22 protein-coding genes are annotated in these 17298 nt (G+C 28.5%); 14 read left to right on the top strand and 8 right to left on the bottom strand.

Annotated features, from left to right (window positions below; genetic code table 11):
• Positions 1–7: 7 nt before the first annotated feature.
• Positions 8–568, top strand: a complete 561-nt coding sequence (locus ACH5BH_RS09800) for an aminotransferase class IV family protein (protein ID WP_423298223.1) — start codon at positions 8–10, stop codon at positions 566–568.
• Here the strand turns inward: ACH5BH_RS09800 and ACH5BH_RS09805 are convergent.
• Positions 550–1191, bottom strand: coding sequence for a transglutaminase-like cysteine peptidase (locus ACH5BH_RS09805; RefSeq protein WP_423298224.1), 642 nt, complete (start codon positions 1189–1191; stop codon positions 550–552). The genes ACH5BH_RS09800 and ACH5BH_RS09805 overlap by 19 nt on opposite strands.
• A 42-nt stretch (positions 1192–1233) precedes the next feature.
• On the opposite strand from ACH5BH_RS09805, the gene ACH5BH_RS09810 reads away from it, so the two are divergent.
• From ACH5BH_RS09810 to ACH5BH_RS09820, 3 genes are read left to right on the top strand one after another with little or no spacing between them, the layout of a single operon-like run.
• Positions 1234–1671 (top strand): hypothetical protein, encoded by a 438-nt coding sequence (locus ACH5BH_RS09810; RefSeq protein WP_423298225.1) that lies wholly within the window; start codon positions 1234–1236, stop codon positions 1669–1671.
• A gap of 12 nt (positions 1672–1683) precedes the next feature.
• The gene (locus ACH5BH_RS09815; RefSeq protein ID WP_404306706.1) at positions 1684–2367 is read left to right on the top strand and encodes an AzlC family ABC transporter permease; all 684 of its coding nucleotides are present in this window, start codon (positions 1684–1686) and stop codon (positions 2365–2367) included.
• Positions 2364–2684 carry a branched-chain amino acid transporter permease gene (locus ACH5BH_RS09820; protein ID WP_404306704.1) on the top strand — a complete coding sequence of 107 codons (321 nt, stop codon included), beginning with the start codon at positions 2364–2366 and terminating at the stop codon, positions 2682–2684. The genes ACH5BH_RS09815 and ACH5BH_RS09820 overlap by 4 nt, the downstream gene beginning before the upstream one ends.
• Before the next feature lie 72 nt (positions 2685–2756).
• Here the strand turns inward: ACH5BH_RS09820 and ACH5BH_RS09825 are convergent, their stop codons facing one another.
• From ACH5BH_RS09825 to ACH5BH_RS09850, 6 genes are all read right to left on the bottom strand, one after another.
• Positions 2757–3755 carry a beta-ketoacyl-ACP synthase III gene (locus tag ACH5BH_RS09825; protein ID WP_423298226.1) on the bottom strand — a complete coding sequence of 333 codons (999 nt, stop codon included), beginning with the start codon at positions 3753–3755 and terminating at the stop codon, positions 2757–2759.
• Positions 3756–3794: 39 nt separating this feature from the next.
• Positions 3795–4787, bottom strand: coding sequence for a phosphate acyltransferase PlsX (gene plsX, locus ACH5BH_RS09830; protein WP_404306700.1), 993 nt, complete (start codon positions 4785–4787; stop codon positions 3795–3797).
• Positions 4787–4939 carry a 50S ribosomal protein L32 gene (gene rpmF, locus ACH5BH_RS09835; protein ID WP_404306698.1) on the bottom strand — a complete coding sequence of 51 codons (153 nt, stop codon included), beginning with the start codon at positions 4937–4939 and terminating at the stop codon, positions 4787–4789. Before rpmF ends, plsX begins: the two co-directional genes overlap by 1 nt.
• Before the next feature lie 10 nt (positions 4940–4949).
• Positions 4950–5330, bottom strand: a complete 381-nt coding sequence (locus ACH5BH_RS09840) for a hypothetical protein (RefSeq protein ID WP_404306696.1) — start codon at positions 5328–5330, stop codon at positions 4950–4952.
• A 26-nt stretch (positions 5331–5356) separates the two neighbouring features.
• Entirely contained in the window at positions 5357–5770 is a 414-nt protein-coding gene (gene ndk / locus ACH5BH_RS09845; RefSeq protein ID WP_404306694.1) for a nucleoside-diphosphate kinase, read from the bottom strand.
• Positions 5771–5890: 120 nt separating this feature from the next.
• Positions 5891–6166 carry an NADH-quinone oxidoreductase subunit I gene (locus ACH5BH_RS09850; protein ID WP_404306692.1) on the bottom strand — a complete coding sequence of 92 codons (276 nt, stop codon included), beginning with the start codon at positions 6164–6166 and terminating at the stop codon, positions 5891–5893.
• Positions 6167–6475: 309 nt separating this feature from the next.
• Here ACH5BH_RS09850 and ACH5BH_RS09855 point away from each other — a divergent pair, with 309 nt between their 5' ends.
• From ACH5BH_RS09855 to ACH5BH_RS09875, 5 genes are all read left to right on the top strand, one after another.
• Complete coding sequence (locus ACH5BH_RS09855) at positions 6476–7072, top strand: peroxiredoxin (protein ID WP_404306690.1); 597 nt, start codon at positions 6476–6478, stop codon at positions 7070–7072.
• Positions 7073–7248: 176 nt separating this feature from the next.
• Positions 7249–8571, top strand: coding sequence for a transcription termination factor Rho (gene rho / locus ACH5BH_RS09860; RefSeq protein WP_254576334.1), 1323 nt, complete (start codon positions 7249–7251; stop codon positions 8569–8571).
• A gap of 164 nt (positions 8572–8735) precedes the next feature.
• On the top strand, positions 8736–9692 hold the full coding sequence (locus tag ACH5BH_RS09865; RefSeq protein ID WP_404306688.1) for a methionine ABC transporter ATP-binding protein: 957 nt from the start codon (positions 8736–8738) through the stop codon (positions 9690–9692).
• Positions 9692–10330 (top strand): methionine ABC transporter permease, encoded by a 639-nt coding sequence (locus tag ACH5BH_RS09870; protein ID WP_404306686.1) that lies wholly within the window; start codon positions 9692–9694, stop codon positions 10328–10330. Before ACH5BH_RS09865 ends, ACH5BH_RS09870 begins: the two co-directional genes overlap by 1 nt.
• Before the next feature lie 14 nt (positions 10331–10344).
• Positions 10345–11154 carry a MetQ/NlpA family ABC transporter substrate-binding protein gene (locus tag ACH5BH_RS09875; protein ID WP_404306684.1) on the top strand — a complete coding sequence of 270 codons (810 nt, stop codon included), beginning with the start codon at positions 10345–10347 and terminating at the stop codon, positions 11152–11154.
• 50 nt (positions 11155–11204) lie between these two features.
• Here ACH5BH_RS09875 and ACH5BH_RS09880 read toward each other — a convergent pair whose 3' ends face one another.
• The gene (locus tag ACH5BH_RS09880; protein WP_423298227.1) at positions 11205–11870 is read right to left on the bottom strand and encodes a uracil-DNA glycosylase family protein; all 666 of its coding nucleotides are present in this window, start codon (positions 11868–11870) and stop codon (positions 11205–11207) included.
• A gap of 137 nt (positions 11871–12007) precedes the next feature.
• On the opposite strand from ACH5BH_RS09880, the gene murI reads away from it, so the two are divergent.
• Genes murI through ACH5BH_RS09905 form a run of 5 tightly spaced genes read left to right on the top strand, consistent with a single transcriptional unit; the run spans position 12008 to position 17296 of the window.
• Positions 12008–12805 carry a glutamate racemase gene (gene murI, locus ACH5BH_RS09885; RefSeq protein WP_423298228.1) on the top strand — a complete coding sequence of 266 codons (798 nt, stop codon included), beginning with the start codon at positions 12008–12010 and terminating at the stop codon, positions 12803–12805.
• Positions 12802–15126 (top strand): DNA polymerase III subunit gamma/tau, encoded by a 2325-nt coding sequence (locus tag ACH5BH_RS09890; RefSeq protein ID WP_423298229.1) that lies wholly within the window; start codon positions 12802–12804, stop codon positions 15124–15126. The genes murI and ACH5BH_RS09890 overlap by 4 nt, the downstream gene beginning before the upstream one ends.
• A gap of 9 nt (positions 15127–15135) precedes the next feature.
• A complete protein-coding gene (locus tag ACH5BH_RS09895; protein WP_404306676.1) occupies positions 15136–15975 on the top strand; it encodes a DsbA family protein in 840 nt (279 codons plus the stop codon).
• A 2-nt stretch (positions 15976–15977) separates the two neighbouring features.
• On the top strand, positions 15978–16919 hold the full coding sequence (gene hemC / locus ACH5BH_RS09900) for a hydroxymethylbilane synthase (protein ID WP_423298230.1): 942 nt from the start codon (positions 15978–15980) through the stop codon (positions 16917–16919).
• A 29-nt stretch (positions 16920–16948) separates the two neighbouring features.
• Complete coding sequence (locus ACH5BH_RS09905) at positions 16949–17296, top strand: zinc ribbon domain-containing protein YjdM (protein ID WP_404306672.1); 348 nt, start codon at positions 16949–16951, stop codon at positions 17294–17296.
• Positions 17297–17298 lie beyond the last annotated feature (2 nt).

The following is a 17298-nucleotide window of genomic DNA, read 5'->3' on the forward strand; positions in this document are numbered from 1 at the left end:
AGAAAAAGTGTATTTTGAAACTATTAAGTGTGATGATTTTGAAGTTTTTAACTTAGAGTATCATCAAGAAAGAATTGCTAAAACAGTTGGTTTAAATATAAATTTAAATGAATATATATATCCTTTATCAAATAAACTTTTAAGATGTAAATTAATATATGATGAGTCAGGTGTTTTAGATGTAAACTATTTTGAGTATAAGAAAAAAGATATAAAAACTTTTAAATTAGTTTATGATGAAAATATAGACTACTCAAAAAAATATCTAAATAGAGAAAAACTAGATGAATTATATGCTAAAAAAGATAATTGTGATGAAATAATCATTGTTAAAGATGGATTTATAACAGATACTTCCATTGCTAATATAGCAATTTTTTATGATAATAGATGGATAAGTCCAAAAAAACCTTTACTAAAAGGTACAACAAGAGCAAGACTTATATCACAAGGAAAACTATATGAAAAAGATATAAGTATCCAGATGCTTCAAAAGTGTGAAAAGTTTGCTTTAATGAATGCAATGATAGATTTTGACGAACTTGAGATTTATTCATTTTTTTCATAAACTCTTATAAGGAGTTTTTGCCATTTATTTTCATTTCCCCAATTTATTTTTACTTTTTTAGTAAAACCATCTTTTGTAAATTTATAAGCATCTATTTCATTAAATGCAAATTGGGGAATTAGTTTTTTCCTTTTGTTAAAAGGAATTACTTTAAAACTAAGATTATCTAAAACAAGAGGGCTTTTCTTTTTATCTTCTACATAAAGTAATACCATGTGATAATCTCGTTCACCTTTTACTTTTACAACTGCAAAATAAAGATTTTTCTTTTTAATACCAAGTTCTAGTAGTGTGAAATATTTACTTATAACATAATCTTCACAATCCCCATGACCTTGTATTAGAAACTCTTTAGGAGTTGCCCAATGATCAATTGATGAATTTGCTTTAATATCATGTTTTGGTAGAATTTTATTAAAGAAAGCATTTATATGTGAAAGTTTTCTAATTAAAGTATAATCAACAACTTCCTCTTTTAGAGTCTTGTACTTTTTCAATCTATTCACTATAAAAGATTGTTTTTTTGATTCTTGAATATATTTAATATCATCTTTATTTAGTTTAAACTCATAAGCAAAAGTAATATTATAAAGTATTAAAATAAGCAAAAATATTCGTTTCATAGGTTATAATACCACTAAAATTTTAAAATGGATATTAATAGAATGATAAATAATATAATAGAAGATGTAAATTATAAAAACTTAGTACAAAAACAAGTGTTTGAAACAATAAAGTTTCTTTTAGAAAAAAATCAAGAGTTTTCAATAACAGCAAATATTGAACCAATTGAGTTTAACCCAACTTTACCAAACTCTATAAAAGAACAACTTCAAAAATTTTCACTTTTTATTTTAAGTAATTATACATATACAACAATAGAGTTAACAAATGATTCTATAAGTTTTGAAGCAGGTTTTGGAAGTGAAAATTTTGGTTCAGTTGTTAAGATACCACTTCATAGTGTATTTCAAATAGTTGTTGATGAATCAATTTTATATATTAATTCAGTGGCAACTGTTGATAAGTTTAACAAGGATCCTAAAGAAAAATCAATGAATATTTTTAAAAATAATCCAAATAATAAAAAGTTTGATAAATAGGTGGTATAAGTATTGAAGTATGAAAGAGAGATAAAAACTGCATTTAAAGTATCAATTCCTGTTATGATGGGATATGCAGTTTTAGGCTTTGCATTTGGTTTGCTTCTTGTATCCTTTGATTATCCTTGGTATTTAGCTCCTATAATGTCACTTTTCATTTATGCAGGTGCATTACAATTTGTAGCTATAAACTTTTTTAATTTAAAAGCTGGATATGTAGATATAGCAATAGCAACATGGTTTATAAATATAAGACAATCTTTTTATGGATTATCTTTGCTTAAAAGATTTAAAAAAACAGGAAAATTAAAGCCTTATTTGATTTTTGGTCTAACTGATGAAACCTATGCGCTTTTAACAACAATTAAAGATGATGAACAGTTAAAAAAAAGATGGTATTACTTTTTTTTAACAGCTTTTAATCAATCTTATTGGTTCTTAGGATGTACTTTTGGAGCCATAATTGGTTCAAATATAGAGTTTAATACAGCAGGATTAGAGTTTTCTTTAACAGCACTTTTTGTAGTTTTATGTATTGAACAGTATAAAAGTTTACAAAATATAACTCCTTTTATCGTAGGAGGTATAGCTTCTGTATTTTCACTTATTTTTATACCAAGTGATAAGATGTTAATTGTCTCAATTGTTGTTGCACTTATTTTGATGTTTACTTTTAGAAGAAAGATTGAACAATGAGTGGAATTGAAATATATATAGCAATTGCTATAATGGCAGTAGTAAACTTTTTTACTAGAGTTTTTCCATTTTTATTTTTTAGAAAAAATGAACTTCCTTCTTATGTAGTATTTATTGAGAAGTTTTTCCCTGCTGTAATTATGACAATTTTAATAGTTTATTCCGTGAAAGATGTAGATTTTTCCCTTGCACCTTATGGTTTAAAAGAAATAGGTGGTATTTTATTTACTGCAATTTTGCATATAATTTTTAAGAATTATTTGATTTCTATTTTTGCTGGTACAATTTTTTATATGACTTTAGTCCAGTATTTATAGTATCAAAGTTAGTATTTTTTTGAAATAAATAAGAAAGTATTATAAAATAAATAAAAGGCTTTAGCCTTCTATTTAGTTCTTAGGTGAGAATGGGAAATAAGCACTTCCCCAAGTAAGTCCTGCACCGAAGGCATCAAATAAGATATTATCACCTTTTTTGATTTTTCCTTGCTCATAAGCATAATTCATTGCCATTGGAATTGAAGCTGCTGATGTATTACCATATTTATCTACAGTAACTACAGTTTGTTCATCACTTAATCCTAAAGCTTTTCCTACTGCATTTATAATTCTAAAATTTGCTTGATGCGGAATAAAGTGGTCAATATCATTGTTTTTAATATTGTGTTTTTCCATCATTTTTTCAACATCAGCTGTTAGAGTTTTAACTGCAAGTTTGAAAGTTTCATTTCCTTTCATTCTTATACAAGCCATTTTTTGTTCAACTACTTCTTGTGAACATGGATGTTTACTTCCTCCACCAGGAGTTTTGATTAAATCATCATAGTTCCCATCACTTGAACAATTAACATCTACGATTGCTTCACTTTTGTCATCAGTTGCTGATATTATAGCTGCTCCTGCTCCATCTCCAAAGATAAAACAAGTTCCTCTATCTGTGTAATCTAAAATTGATGTGTAAGTTTCTGCACCGATTATTAGAACATTTTTTTTCATTCCTGATTCAATAAATGCTTTTGCTACAGATACAGCATATACAAAACCTGTACACGCGGCACTAATATCATAAGCTTGAACAGGAGGTAAATCTAATTTTGATGCAATTAAACAAGCCGTTGAAGGCATACATAAATAATCAGGAGTTACAGTTGCACAGATAACCATATCAATGTCTTCTTTTGCAATTCCTGCTCTATCAATAGCAACTTGTGCTGCTTTTGCTCCTAAATCAGATGAAGCTTCGTTTTCTTCAGAAATTCTTCTTTCTTTAATACCAGTTCTTTTAGTAATCCACTCATCACTAGTATCAATAATTTTTTCAAAATCTGCATTTGTCATAATCTTTGGAGGAATATAAGCTCCAATAGATCTAAAAGCTGCATATGTCATTTACATATCCTTAAATAAAAGTATAGTTATTATATCTAATTAATTACTATACTGTGATAATCTCTCTTCAATATGACTATTTAAGTTAGAGCTAGCTGCATTTATAGCTTGGAATATTGCATTTTGTATTGCTTTAGGATTTGATTTCCCATGGGCAATAATAACAGGTGCTTTTACTCCAAGTAATGGAGCTCCACCATATTCTGCATAATCAACTCTTACTTTTAAGTTTTTGAATACCTTTCTCATAAGAACTGCACCAGCAATTGAAATTAGAGATCTTTTTAAATTCTTTTTGATGATTTGTCCGATTGTATCTGCAACACCTTCGGCTGTTTTAAGTAAAATATTACCTACAAAACCATCACAAACAACAACATCAACTGTTCCTTTGAAGATATCACTACCTTCTACATTACCTGCAAAATTTGGAACTTTTGATATAAGTTTATAAGCTTCTTTTGTTACTTCATTTCCTTTGCTTTCTTCTTCCCCATTTGAAAGTAATCCAACAATTGGTTCGTCAAGTTGTAGTACATCTTGTGCATAAACTTGTCCCATTACAGCAAATTCAAATAAATTTTTAGCGTCACTATCAACATTGGCTCCAACATCTAATACTAAAGTATTTTGGTTTTCACTTGTTGGCATAAGTGTTGCTATAGCAGGTCTTGATACACCTTTTATTCTTCCAATTCTAAGTGTTGCTAAAGACATTGAGGCACCTGAGTGTCCAGCAGAAACAACAGCATCAGCTTCTTGGTTTCTTACTAATTCAATAGCTTTATAAATTGTAGAATCTTTTCTTTTAAGTGCATCTGTAGCTGAGTCATGCATACTAATTACATCATCTGTATCTAGTATATCAACTCTTGATAAAAATTGTTTTGGTAATAAAGCTTCAATTTCATCTTTTTTACCAACTGCAATTGCAGTGAAGTTATTATTTTGTTTTAAAGCTGCAACAAGGCCTTGAATAATAGGCTCAGGACCGAAGTCCCCACCCATTGCATCTATTGCGATTTTTAACATTAGCTTTTGTATTCACCAGTGTTTGGGTTAACCGTATGAGGCATTTTCCAAGAACCATCACTATCTTTAACTGGTTTTTTTAAAGTTATTTTATAGTGAGTTCTTCTTTTCGCTGCTCTAGTATGAGATACTCTTCTCTTTGGTACTGCCATTTTTTTCTCCTTAAAATTCTTTTTGAAATTCACTATCGTCATGTGAACAGTTTTCACATAGATAGTAATCACTTTTAATTGATTCTAATTCACTTTGAATTATTTCATCAAAGTCAATTGTATTATTGTCTATTTCGATTACTAAATCTTCTGATTCAGAATCATCTTTATAAATACCATCACTTAATAAAAAATTTGCTTCTTCATTTAAAGTAATAGTATCTGTAATACCACATCTGCAACAATCGATTTGTGTATTACCTTTTAATACAGCATCAATTTTTACTAACGATTGCGATATTTTACAAAAAGTACCTTCAATTTCTACTGAAGCAAGTGAAGCACTGAATTCTTTAGGGCTTTGTGGTACTTTTTTAAATTCTATTTTCATGTTAAATTATAAAAACTTTTAATTTATTAACAAATTTCTCTGTCAGAGAAGAAGAATTTAATTTCATTTGCTGCATTTTCTAATGAATCTGAACCGTGAACTGCATTAGCATCAATTGATTCTGCAAAATCTGCTCTAATTGTTCCAGCTGCTGCTTCTTTAGGATTTGTAGCACCCATTAAGTCTCTATTTTTAGCCATTGCATCTTCACCTTCTAAAACAGTTACAACAACTGGTCCAGAAATCATGAATTCTACTAATTCACCAAAAAATGGTCTTTCAGCGTGTACTGCATAAAATGCTTCTGCATCAGCTTTGCTTAATTGAACTTTTTTAGTTGCTGCAATTCTTAATCCATTTGATTCAAATCTGTCTAAGATTTTACCTACAACATTTTTAGCTACCGCGTCAGGTTTGATGATTGATAGTGTTTGTTCCATATTTGTATATCCCTCAATATTTTTTTAAGTCGCGGATTATACCTAAAAAAATAAAAAAAGGCAAGTAGTTAAAAAAACTACTTACCTTTTATAGTGTTTGGATATAGTTAAAACTAAAAATTAGTCTTCTACTACAGGAGTTCCAGCTTCACCTCTGTCTTCTTTTTCAACAGAACCTGAACCAGCTTCATCCCATACAATACATCCCTCAGTTGGACATGCGTCAGCACATGCTGGCTCATCATTGTGACCTACACACTCAACACATTTGTCAGAGTATACATAATATACATCTTCACCAGTTGGGTTATCATCGTTATCAACAATTGCTTCTACTGGACACTCATCTAAACATGCGTCACAGCTAATACAAATATCAGTAATTTTTACTGCCATAGTAAATCTCCTATAATAAATTTAGTAAAACTTTATCACAGTAAATATAAAATTTACTTTAAAAAATAAAAATTATCAATTGATACTAAAAATGTAGCATTTATGGTAACACTGGCCATTTATTAAACTTAAAATGATAATGATTATTGAGATAAATAAAGCTATATAAATATACTTATATATCAAGGATAAAAATTATCTTAGGATAAATTTTCACAAATTTCAAAATTTAAGGAAAGTTGTAGCTTAATTTGAAAGTTTTTGGTGTATAATTACATCACAAATAAAATATTAATAAAGGAATTAAATATGTTAGTAACTAAAAAAGCTCCAGATTTTACAGCTACAGCTGTACTTGCAGACGGACAAATTGTTGAAGATTTTAATTTATATGAAAACATTGGTGAAAATGGTGCGGTATTATTTTTCTACCCATTAGACTTTACTTTTGTGTGTCCTTCTGAAATTATTGCATTCTCAAAAAGAATTGAAGAATTTTCTTCAAGAGGTATCAATGTAATTGGTGTTTCTGTTGATTCACAATTCTCACACTTTGCATGGAGAGAAACTCCTGTTGAAAATGGTGGAATTGGAAGAATTCAATACCCATTAGTTGCAGACTTATCTAAACAAATTTCTAGAGATTATGATGTATTATTCGGAGATTCAGTTGCTTTAAGAGGTTCTTTCTTAATTGATAAAGATGGAACAGTAAGACATGCTGTAATTAATGACTTACCATTAGGTAGAAACATTGATGAAATGATCAGAATGGTTGATACAATGTTATTTACAAATGAGCATGGTGAAGTTTGTCCTGCTGGATGGAATAAAGGTGATGAAGGTATGAAAGCTTCAACAGAAGGTGTAGCTGAATATTTAGGTAAGCACGAAGGTGACTTATAATATATAATTAAATGTATTTTAAATAAAGGTGCTTTTGCACCTTTATTATCTAGTACAAATCAATTTAATTGACTTTTTTTTAAATTAACACTACAATTACACTATTACTTTATAAACTACAAAAACTACAAAAAAACTACATACTTAATATGTAAAATCAAAGGTTAAGATTACTCATGGAAGAGTCTAAAACTCAAAGTAAAACAAAAAACACTAGGAAAACTAGAACTCATATACCTGTTGAAGGGTATAAAATTGAACAATTAAGAGAACTTCCTTTAGAAGAACTTTTAAATATCGCAAAAGAATTAGATGTAGAAAATCCCCAAGAATTAAAAAGACAAGATTTAATGTTCTCGATTTTAAAAAATCAAATTGATGCAGGTGGATTTATTTTATTCACAGGTATTTTAGAGATTAAAGAGGGTGGATTTGGATTTTTAAGAGCAATTGATGGGAATTTTTCTGACACATCAAATGATTCTTATGTAAGTGCAACTCAAATTAGAAAATTTGCATTAAGAACTGGAGATATTGTAACTGGACAAGTTAGACCTCCAAATAAAGAAAGTGAAAAATATAATGCTTTATTAAAAATTGAAGCAATTAATTATTTACCTATAAAAGCATCAAAAAACAGACCATTATTTGATAACTTAACACCTTTATATTCAACTGATAAGTTTAAGTTTGAATATGAATCTACAAGAATGACAGGAAGAATGCTTGATTTATTTGCTCCAATGGGTAAAGGTCAAAGAGGTCTTATTGTTGCACCTCCAAAAACTGGTAAAACGGAGTTATTAAAAGAGTTAGCTCATGGTATTACAAAAAATCATCCAGAAGTATCTTTAATGGTTCTTTTAATTGATGAAAGACCAGAAGAAGTTACAGATATGCAAAGAAGTGTAAAAGGTGAAGTTTATAGTTCAACTTTTGATTTACCTGCACATAATCATGTAAGAGTTGCTGAAATTGTTATTGAAAAAGCAAAAAGACTTGTAGAGATGAAAAAAGATGTAGTTATTTTACTTGATTCTATTACAAGATTAGCTAGAGCTTATAATACAGTAACACCAAGTTCTGGAAAGGTACTTTCAGGTGGGGTTGATGCAAATGCTTTACATAAACCAAAAAGATTCTTTGGTGCTGCTAGAAATATTGAAGAAGGTGGTTCTTTAACAATTATTTCAACTGCATTAATTGAAACTGGTTCAAAAATGGATGAAGTTATTTTTGAAGAGTTCAAAGGAACAGGTAATAGTGAAGTTGTATTAAGTAGAGACGCAGCTAATAAAAGAGTTTATCCTGCTCTTGATATTACAAAATCTGGTACTAGAAAAGAAGAGTTACTTCTTACTCCTGAAATTTTACAAAAAACATGGATTTTAAGAAATGCAATTGCATCTATGGATGAAGTTGAAGCACTTAAATTCTTATATTCTAAAATGAAAAAAACTAAAGATAATGAAGAGTTTTTTGCAGGAATGAATGAATAAAAGAGATTTTCTCTTTTATTCAAAATATAAACAATACTAAACTAGTCAAATTTAAACTACACAAAATTACAATTAATTTCAAAAAAATGCTACTTTTCTTTTTCATTTAACACATATTTTATTCAAATTTTAATACTATTCCATCACTTAATGAAGGATTTATCATGATAACTATAGAAAACTTAAATAAATACTATGGTGATGTAAAAGTTTTAAATGATATTTCTATAGATATTAAAAAAGGTGAGATGTTTGCCATTGTAGGGCATAGTGGTGCTGGAAAATCTACACTTCTTAGATGTATTAATGGACTTGAAGATTATAGTGAAGGTTCATTAAAGGTCAATAATAAAGAAATAAAATCTTTAAATAAGCAGCAGTTAAGAGAATTTAGAAAGAATATTGGGATGATATTTCAACATTTTTCATTAATTCAAAGAAAAACTGTATTTGAAAATGTAGCACTTCCAATGCAACTTTGGGGTTATAAAAAAGAAGACATTTCAAAAAAAGTTAAAGATTTATTGTCTTTAGTTGGTTTAGAGCAAAAAATGAATGCTTACCCTAGCCAATTAAGTGGAGGGCAAAAGCAAAGAGTTGCCATTGCAAGAGCTTTGACTTTAGATCCAGAAGTATTATTAAGTGATGAAGCAACATCAGCACTTGATCCAAATACAACTACATCTATTTTAAATCTATTAAAAGAGATAAATGAAAAACTAAATATTACTATTGTTTTAGTAACTCACGAAATGGAAGTTGTAAAACAAATAGCTCAAAAAGCTTTACTTTTAGAGCATGGAAATATAATAGGTTTTGATGACACAGAAGAGTTGTTTTTAAAACCTGATGAAAAAATGAAAGACTTTTTAGGAGAAACAGAAGTTGTTCCTAATGATGGTGTAAATATAAAATTATATTTTCCAAAAGATAATGCATATCAGTCATTTATTACAAAAATGGCAAGAGAGTTGGATATGGATTTCAATATCGTATGGGGAAAACTTGAAGAGATTAACTCTCATATTGTTGGAAATATGGTTATAAATATAGACAGTAAAAATAAAGAAATAGTTACAAACTATATTAAAGAACATGATATTGTATGGGAGGTTTTATAATGGTTGATATTTTATTACCTGCACTTGGTGAAACTGTATATATGTCATTTGTATCTACTTTTTTAGCTGTAGTTATTGGATTTCTTTTAGCAATTGTTTTAATTCTAACTTCAAAAGGTGGGTTAAGAGAAAATTTAAAAGTGTATGCTATTTTAGATGTTGTTATAAACACTTTAAGATCATTCCCTTTTATTATTTTAATGATTGTTCTTTTCCCTTTAACAAAATTTTTAATTGGGAAGAGTATTGGAACGACAGCTGCGATTATTCCACTTACAATTGGTGCAGCTCCATTTATTGCAAGATTGATTGAAAGTGCATTTAAAGAAGTTGATAAGGGTGTAATTGAAGCAGCAAAATCCTTTGGTGCAAGTGATTCACAAATTATTTTTAAAGTAATGCTTGTTGAAGCTTTACCAAGTATTATTTCAGCAATTACTTTAACACTAATTACAGTTATTGGTTTTTCTGCTATGGCAGGAGCTGTTGGTGGTGGAGGTTTAGGTGATGTAGCTATTAAGTATGGTTACTATAGATTCCAAACTGATACTATGATTTATACAGTTATTATTCTTATTGCACTTGTTCAAGCTTGTCAGAGTGCAGGGGATTATTTATACAAAATTACAAAAAAATAAAGAAAGGAAAATATATGTTAAAAAATTTATTAAAATTATTACTTACTGTTGCAGTTGCTTTAGGATTAGTAGCTTGTACTGATTCAAAAGAAGAAGAGAAGAAAGTTGAAACTAAAGTTATCAAAGTTGGAGCTACACCAGTTCCTCATTCTGAAATTTTAGAAATAGCTCAGCCTTTATTAAAAGCAAAAGGTTATGATTTACAAATTGTTGAGTTTACAGATTATGTAACTCCAAATATTGCAGTTGATGAGGGTGAGTTAGATGCTAACTTCTTCCAACATGAGCCATACTTAATTGAGTTTAATAAAAGTAAAAACACAAAATTAGTTAAAACTGTAAATGTTCACTTAGAGCCAATGGGATTATATTCAAATAAATTAAAAAACTTAAGTGAATTAGAAGATGGTGCTACTATTGCTGTACCAAATGATCCTACAAATGAGAGTAGAGCCTTAGATATTTTAGAAAAAAAAGGTTTATTAACATTTAATGATGTTCAATTTAAAACAGCTTTAGATATTAAAGATAACCCTAAAAACTTAAAAATCAAAGAGTTAGATGCTCCTCAATTACCAAGAGTTTTAGATGAAGTTGATGGTGCTATTATTAATACTAATTATGCTTTAGCAGCTAACTTAAATCCTTTAAAAGATGCATTAATTATTGAACCAAAAGATTCACCTTATGCAAATATTTTAGTTGTAAAAGAAGGAAATGAAAATAGTGAAGCTATTAAAGCTTTAAATGAGGTATTAAACTCAACTGAGATTAAAAACTTTATTGCTGAAAAATATGAAGGTTCTATTGTAGAAGCTTTCTAATAAAATCTTTATATTGAATAGAAAAGTTTTCTTTTCTATTCAATACTTTCTTAAATTTTATCTTTAAAAACTTTTTTATACTGTTCTACTCTAAAATCAAAAGTAGTGTAACTTTTATTTTCTAATTTTCTTTTTTTATATAAAGCATTTGAACCTATATATCTATTTGCTGCATTTGAAGGAGATGTTAAACTTATAGTATTTATGATTCTATTGTCATAAGTGAAACTATGAACTTTAGGTATGTCTTTACAAACTAAGTTTAATTTTATTTTTTCCTCTTTTAAAATTTGTCTTAAAAAATATTCAGGACCATTTTTACTATTCCCACCTGTAAATATTAGAGTTTCTATATTTTTGTACTTTTTTATATATCTTAGAATATCACGAAGTTTAACATCACTCATTCCTAAATCACTTGCATCAATTTTTTCTCGTTGACAGGACTGGACAATATCACAAATACCTATTTGATTTTTTATTAAAAATTCTTTTCTTTGAGTAATTGCTTCTTTTTTATTTTCATAAAGTAAATTTAAATCAAATATTTTATCAATACATTTCCATAAAAGACCATCTTGGGAACCATAACAAAAATCTACATCTTTACTTTTAAACTCTTTTTTACAAAATCTTGGAGGAGGTAACGTTCCTACTATTACTTTTTTAGTATGCTCATTTAAAAATGGTTCATAAGGATGAAAGTGAAAAAACAAAGTTAGCCTTTATTAAAATATTTTATTTACAAAGATTTATTAGTTTTAACATTTTTATTATAAAAATACCCTAATTGTTTTCATCTACTTTTTTGACCTTTTTAGATATAATCTCATAAATTTATAAAAGGCAAAAGTTGAAAGTAGGTGTATTTGATTCTGGGCTTGGTGGTCTTACTGTTGTAAATGCTATCAAAGATGTTTTTAATGGTGCTGATATTTTTTATATTGCTGATACAGCCTATGCTCCTTATGGAGTAAAAACCCATGAACAAATTCTTCAAAGATGTATTGAACTTACAAACTATTTTATTAAAAAACATGATATAGAAGTTTTAATTGTAGCTTGTAATACTGCAACTTCTGCTGCTATAAAGCATTTAAGAGAAAACTTTCCTTTTTTAATGGTAATAGGAACAGAACCTGGGATTAAACCAGCTATACAAAATAGTAAAAGTTTAAGTGTAGGAGTTTTAGCAACTCCTGCTACATTAAAAGGTGCTAAGTATCAAACTTTAGTTGATTCTCTTGCACGTAATAAAAAAGTAAAACTTTTTGAGCAAGAGTGTCCTGGTTTGGTAGAACAGATTGAAAAAGGAAGAGTTTTAGATAAAGATACAAATGAGATGTTAAAAAAATGGCTTCAACCTATGAAAGAAAATGGTGTTGATACTATTGTTTTAGGATGTACTCATTACCCTTTAGTATCTCAAGCAATTAAAACTATTATGGGTGAGAGTATAAACTTAGTTCAAACAGGTGAAGCAATTGCAAATAGATTATTAAGTCTTAGTAGCCAAAAAGGGCATAATAATCTTGGCGATTTAAAAATATCAATTTGTTATACAGGTGAAATAAATAAAAATATGGTAGATATGATTTTTAGAGAATATAAAAAACAAGATGAAATAATGGTAAGGAAATGTGAAGTATGAGTGAATCAATAGAAAAAAGAGTTTTAGCTTTAAAGTATAGACCGCATAGATTTGAAGATTTAGTAGGGCAAAGTACTGTTTCTCAAACTTTATCATTAGCATTAGACTCAAATAGATTATCTCATGCTTATTTATTCAGTGGGCTTAGAGGAAGTGGAAAAACAAGTACAGCTAGAATTATGGCAAAAGCTCTTTTATGTAGCCAAGGGCCTACTTCAAAACCATGTGAAGTATGTGATAACTGTAAAAGTGCAAATGCTTCAAGACACTTAGATATTATAGAAATGGATGCTGCTTCAAATAGAGGTATTGATGATATTAAAGATTTAATTGAACATACAAAATATAAACCAAGTAGTGCAAGATTTAAAGTATTTATAATCGATGAAGTTCACATGCTTACAACTCAAGCTTTTAATGCTTTACTTAAAACTTTAGAAGAACCTCCTGGTTTTGTAAAGTTTATTTTAGCAACAACTGATCCTTTAAAACTACCTGCAACTATACTTTCAAGAACACAGCATTTTAGATTTAATAAAATATCTAATTCTGATGTTATTCATCATTTATCTCATATTTTAAATGAAGAGGGAATAGATTTTGAAAGTGATGCTTTAGAGATTTTAGCAAGAAGTGGACAAGGTAGTTTAAGGGACACTTTAACTATGCTTGACCAAGCTATTATTTTCTCTAAAGGAAGAGTTTCAACTACAGCAGTTGTTGATATGTTAGGTCTTATTGATCCAGAAGTAATGGATACAATTTTCCAAGTTGTATTAAATAAAGGAGATATTACAGCTATTGTTAAAGAGCTTGAAAACTATGAAGTATCACAAGTTTGTGATGAAATGACTATTTATTTAAAACATAGAATGCTAGAAAAAGATTCAAGATTTGATTTACTTTTATATGATAGATTCTTTAGAATATTAAGTGATGCAAAACATCTTTTAGCTATGAATTCTGATGGAGGATTTGTACTTATTCTAACTTTAATGAAAATGATTGAAGCTGTTGATATTAAAACTATAGATGAAATAATTGATCAAGTTCAAAAAATAAAAGAAAAAGTAGAACCAGTTCAAACAACTCCTAGTGTTCAAAATCCTGAATCTAAACCAAATAAAGTTCAAGAGATAAAACCTCAAACAACTCCTGAAATACAACAACAAGTTACTCAAGAAATGCCAACACCTTCAAAGATACAAGAAGTTCCAACTCAAAATGTTGAAGATGTTGTGCAAAAAGTTGAACAAACAATTCAAGCTCAAATGCAAGAAAATAATACAATAAACAAAAACCCATTTGAATCTGAATCTGAAACAAAAATAGAAGAAGCTACTCCTGAAGATTTAGCTTATGCTAATAGTGTGGGTGATATTGTTGATTTAGGAGTAACAGATGCAATTGAGAGCGTGTCTTATCCAACGCCATTTGATGATTTACCAACAAGTGCACCAATTTCAAATACACAAGAGCAAAAGAAAAATGAAGAGTTTGTAACTAATACTCAAGAACCACAAGTAAATCAAAATATTCAAACTAATATGCCTCAAAACAATGAATTAGTTGTAAATAATATAGATTCTAATCCTTTTGAACAAACAGTACAAGAGAGTATTCAACCATCTCAGTCTAAGCCTTTAACTCAAGAAATAAATAGTTCAAATGAAATTCAAGTAGAAGCAGTAGAACAACAAGTAGCTGTAAATCCAAATATGGAAGTAGAAGCTGTACCTTTTGAAGAACCAATACAAGAACAGCCTAAAACAAATGACTTATATGATAAATTGACTCAAAAAGTATATGATAGGGATTATTCTCTAGGTGAATGTTTTGAACAAAATTTTATCTATAATGGATATGAAGACAATAAGTTATATATTATTTCAAAAGCACAAGGTGATGATAGGAAGTTTTTATATAAACATTTTGGATTGATAAGAACATTTGCTCAAGATGTTTTTGGAAATGAAGTTGAGCTAGATTTTACAAAGGAGCAGGCCCGGGAAGTCTTAGCTAAAACTAAGAGTGAAAAGAAAGCTATAACTGAAGAATCTATAGCTACTACATCTATGGTAAATGATATATCAATAGATGAAGCAAAGAGATTTTTAGAACAAAATAATTCAAATGATACAAGTTCTATGCTTGAAGATGTTGAAGTAGGTTCTGGCTGTGTAGCAGATATGCAAAAAGTAGCAGATCCTAAACCTTCACAAAGGGAATTACAACTAAATGATATTTTAAATTCACCTATGTTAAATAAAGCTAAAGAGCTTTTAGATGTGAAGAAAATTACAGTAAAATCAAGAAGTTAAAGGAGAAATATGAAACAAGCATTAAAATTTTTAAGTTTAACAAGTTTATGTACAACATTACTTTTTGCTAATATTAATGATGAAAATATTATAGAGTTTGAGAAAAAAAGAGTTTCTCAAAATCCTAATGTAGAAGTTTTAGATGTGAGCGTAAGTTTTAAAAAAGAAATGCCTTTAAAAAATTGGTATGGATATATTTTAGATGTTCAAGCGGAAGTAAAAGCTTCAAAAGACTCTACTAAAGTTATAAGCGTAAAAGATATTGTTTTTTCAAATGGTAAGTATGTTTCACTTGATTTACAAGATATTAAAACTGGAAAATCTCTTAAAAGTTTAGTTACTCCAACTCTATCTGATAATTATTATAAAAAAGAGAAATTAATTGCAGGGAATCATAATGCAAAAAATAAAGTTGTAATTTTTTCTGACCCTTTATGTCCTTTTTGTATGGATTATGTACCAGATGTGATTAATTATGTAAATAAAAATAATAGTAATATTGCTTTATATTATTATCATTTTCCTTTACTTAGAATACATCCAGCAGCAGGACCTTTATCTAAAATTATGGAAGTGGCTAAACATAAAAATATTAAAGATTTAGAGTTAAAAGTTTATTCAATTGATTGGGATAAATATTTTGATTCAAAGTCTACTAATATAAATAAAATCTTGGAGGCATTTAATAAAGAACTTAAGACAAATATCACATTAGAACAGCTAAGAAAAGCTAATATTCAAAAAGATATTAATATGGGTGAAAATGTGATGGTTCAAGGTACACCAACTATTTTTGTAAATGGAATAAAAGATACAACAAGAGAAAAATATAAAACATTAGGGAAATAAATATGGAAAAATTAGTAATAGCAACAAGACAAAGTAAATTAGCATTATGGCAAAGTGAATATATAAAAGCAGAACTAAACAAACACTATCCAGATATGAAGATTGAATTAAAAACATTTTCAACAAAAGCAGACAAAATCTTAGATGTACCCTTAGCAAAAATTGGTGGAAAAGGTTTATTTACAAAAGAGTTAGAAATTGCACTTTTAAATAAAGAAGCTGATATTGCAGTACATAGTTTAAAAGATGTACCTGTTGAGTTTGAAGAAGGGTTTGTATTAGCTGCACTTACAAAAAGATTCGACCCAAGAGATGCATTTTTAAGCCAAAAGTATGAAAGCATTGAAGCTTTACCACAAGGTGCTGTAATAGGAACTACAAGTCTTAGAAGAAGAATGGAAATTAAAATGCTAAGACCTGATGTTGAGTTAAAAGACTTAAGAGGAAATATTAATACAAGAATTGCTAAATTAAAAGCAGGTGAATATGATGCAATTATTTTAGCAGCAACTGGTGTACAAAAGCTTCAAATTGAAGATGAAGTAAATTACTTTAATCCAATTTCTACAGATGATATGATTCCATCAATGGGACAAGCAACTTTAGGAATTGAAACACTTGATAATAAAGAACTAATTGAACTTTTATCAGTTTTAAATGATGAAAATGCCCATATTGAAGCAACAATTGAGAGAAGTTTTGTAAGAACATTAGAGGGTGGTTGTCAAGTTCCTATTGGAGCAAAAGCAACAATTTTAGAAGATGGAAAAAATGTAAAGTTCCAAGCAATTGTTGGAATGCCAGATGCAAGTGAAATGATTGAAGAAGAAGTAATTGAGCCAATTGAAAATTATGAAACAATAGGTATTAAAATAGCAAATAAGTTTATTGAAAAAGGTGCTAAAGAACTTCTTAAAAAAGCAGAAGAAATAGCTTTTAAATAAAAAATTAAATCTAATAAGAAAAGGAAAACATGGAAAATTTACCAAATTGCCCAAAATGTGACAGCGAATATACTTATGAGGATATGGATTTATATGTATGTCCTGAATGTGCCCATGAGTGGTCAAAAGATGCTTCTTTAGAAGAAGATGAAGATAAGTTGATTGTAAAAGATGCAAATGGAGCTATTTTAGAAGATGGTGATGATGTTACAGTTATTAAAGATTTAAAAGTAAAGGGTAGCTCATCAGGTATTAAAGTTGGTACTAAAGTAAAAGGTATTAGATTAGTTGATGGTAATGATGGTCATAATATTGACTGTAAAGTTCCAGGTGTTGGAGCTATAAAATTAAAACAAGAGTTTGTTAAAAAAGCTTAAAA

Origin of the sequence: Arcobacter rhizosphaerae (assembly GCF_049472155.1) — a bacterium.
In the GTDB taxonomy this organism is placed as follows: Bacteria; Campylobacterota; Campylobacteria; order Campylobacterales; family Arcobacteraceae; genus Arcobacter_B.

Bases quoted from the DNA above. Each gene is read 5' to 3' on its own strand.
- ACH5BH_RS09805 (WP_423298224.1), bottom strand. From the start codon at position 1,191: ATGAAACGAATATTTTTGCTTATTTTAATACTTTATAATATTACTTTT.
- ACH5BH_RS09810 (WP_423298225.1), top strand. From the start codon at position 1,234: ATGATAAATAATATAATAGAAGATGTAAATTATAAAAACTTAGTACAA.
- ACH5BH_RS09820 (WP_404306704.1), top strand. From the start codon at position 2,364: ATGAGTGGAATTGAAATATATATAGCAATTGCTATAATGGCAGTAGTA.
- ACH5BH_RS09825 (WP_423298226.1), bottom strand. From the start codon at position 3,755: ATGACATATGCAGCTTTTAGATCTATTGGAGCTTATATTCCTCCAAAG.
- plsX (WP_404306700.1), bottom strand. From the start codon at position 4,787: ATGTTAAAAATCGCAATAGATGCAATGGGTGGGGACTTCGGTCCTGAG.
- rpmF (WP_404306698.1), bottom strand. From the start codon at position 4,939: ATGGCAGTACCAAAGAGAAGAGTATCTCATACTAGAGCAGCGAAAAGA.
- ACH5BH_RS09840 (WP_404306696.1), bottom strand. From the start codon at position 5,330: ATGAAAATAGAATTTAAAAAAGTACCACAAAGCCCTAAAGAATTCAGT.
- ndk (WP_404306694.1), bottom strand. From the start codon at position 5,770: ATGGAACAAACACTATCAATCATCAAACCTGACGCGGTAGCTAAAAAT.
- ACH5BH_RS09850 (WP_404306692.1), bottom strand. From the start codon at position 6,166: ATGGCAGTAAAAATTACTGATATTTGTATTAGCTGTGACGCATGTTTA.
- ACH5BH_RS09855 (WP_404306690.1), top strand. From the start codon at position 6,476: ATGTTAGTAACTAAAAAAGCTCCAGATTTTACAGCTACAGCTGTACTT.
- rho (WP_254576334.1), top strand. From the start codon at position 7,249: ATGGAAGAGTCTAAAACTCAAAGTAAAACAAAAAACACTAGGAAAACT.
- ACH5BH_RS09865 (WP_404306688.1), top strand. From the start codon at position 8,736: ATGATAACTATAGAAAACTTAAATAAATACTATGGTGATGTAAAAGTT.
- ACH5BH_RS09870 (WP_404306686.1), top strand. From the start codon at position 9,692: ATGGTTGATATTTTATTACCTGCACTTGGTGAAACTGTATATATGTCA.
- ACH5BH_RS09875 (WP_404306684.1), top strand. From the start codon at position 10,345: ATGTTAAAAAATTTATTAAAATTATTACTTACTGTTGCAGTTGCTTTA.
- ACH5BH_RS09890 (WP_423298229.1), top strand. From the start codon at position 12,802: ATGAGTGAATCAATAGAAAAAAGAGTTTTAGCTTTAAAGTATAGACCG.
- ACH5BH_RS09895 (WP_404306676.1), top strand. From the start codon at position 15,136: ATGAAACAAGCATTAAAATTTTTAAGTTTAACAAGTTTATGTACAACA.
- hemC (WP_423298230.1), top strand. From the start codon at position 15,978: ATGGAAAAATTAGTAATAGCAACAAGACAAAGTAAATTAGCATTATGG.
- ACH5BH_RS09905 (WP_404306672.1), top strand. From the start codon at position 16,949: ATGGAAAATTTACCAAATTGCCCAAAATGTGACAGCGAATATACTTAT.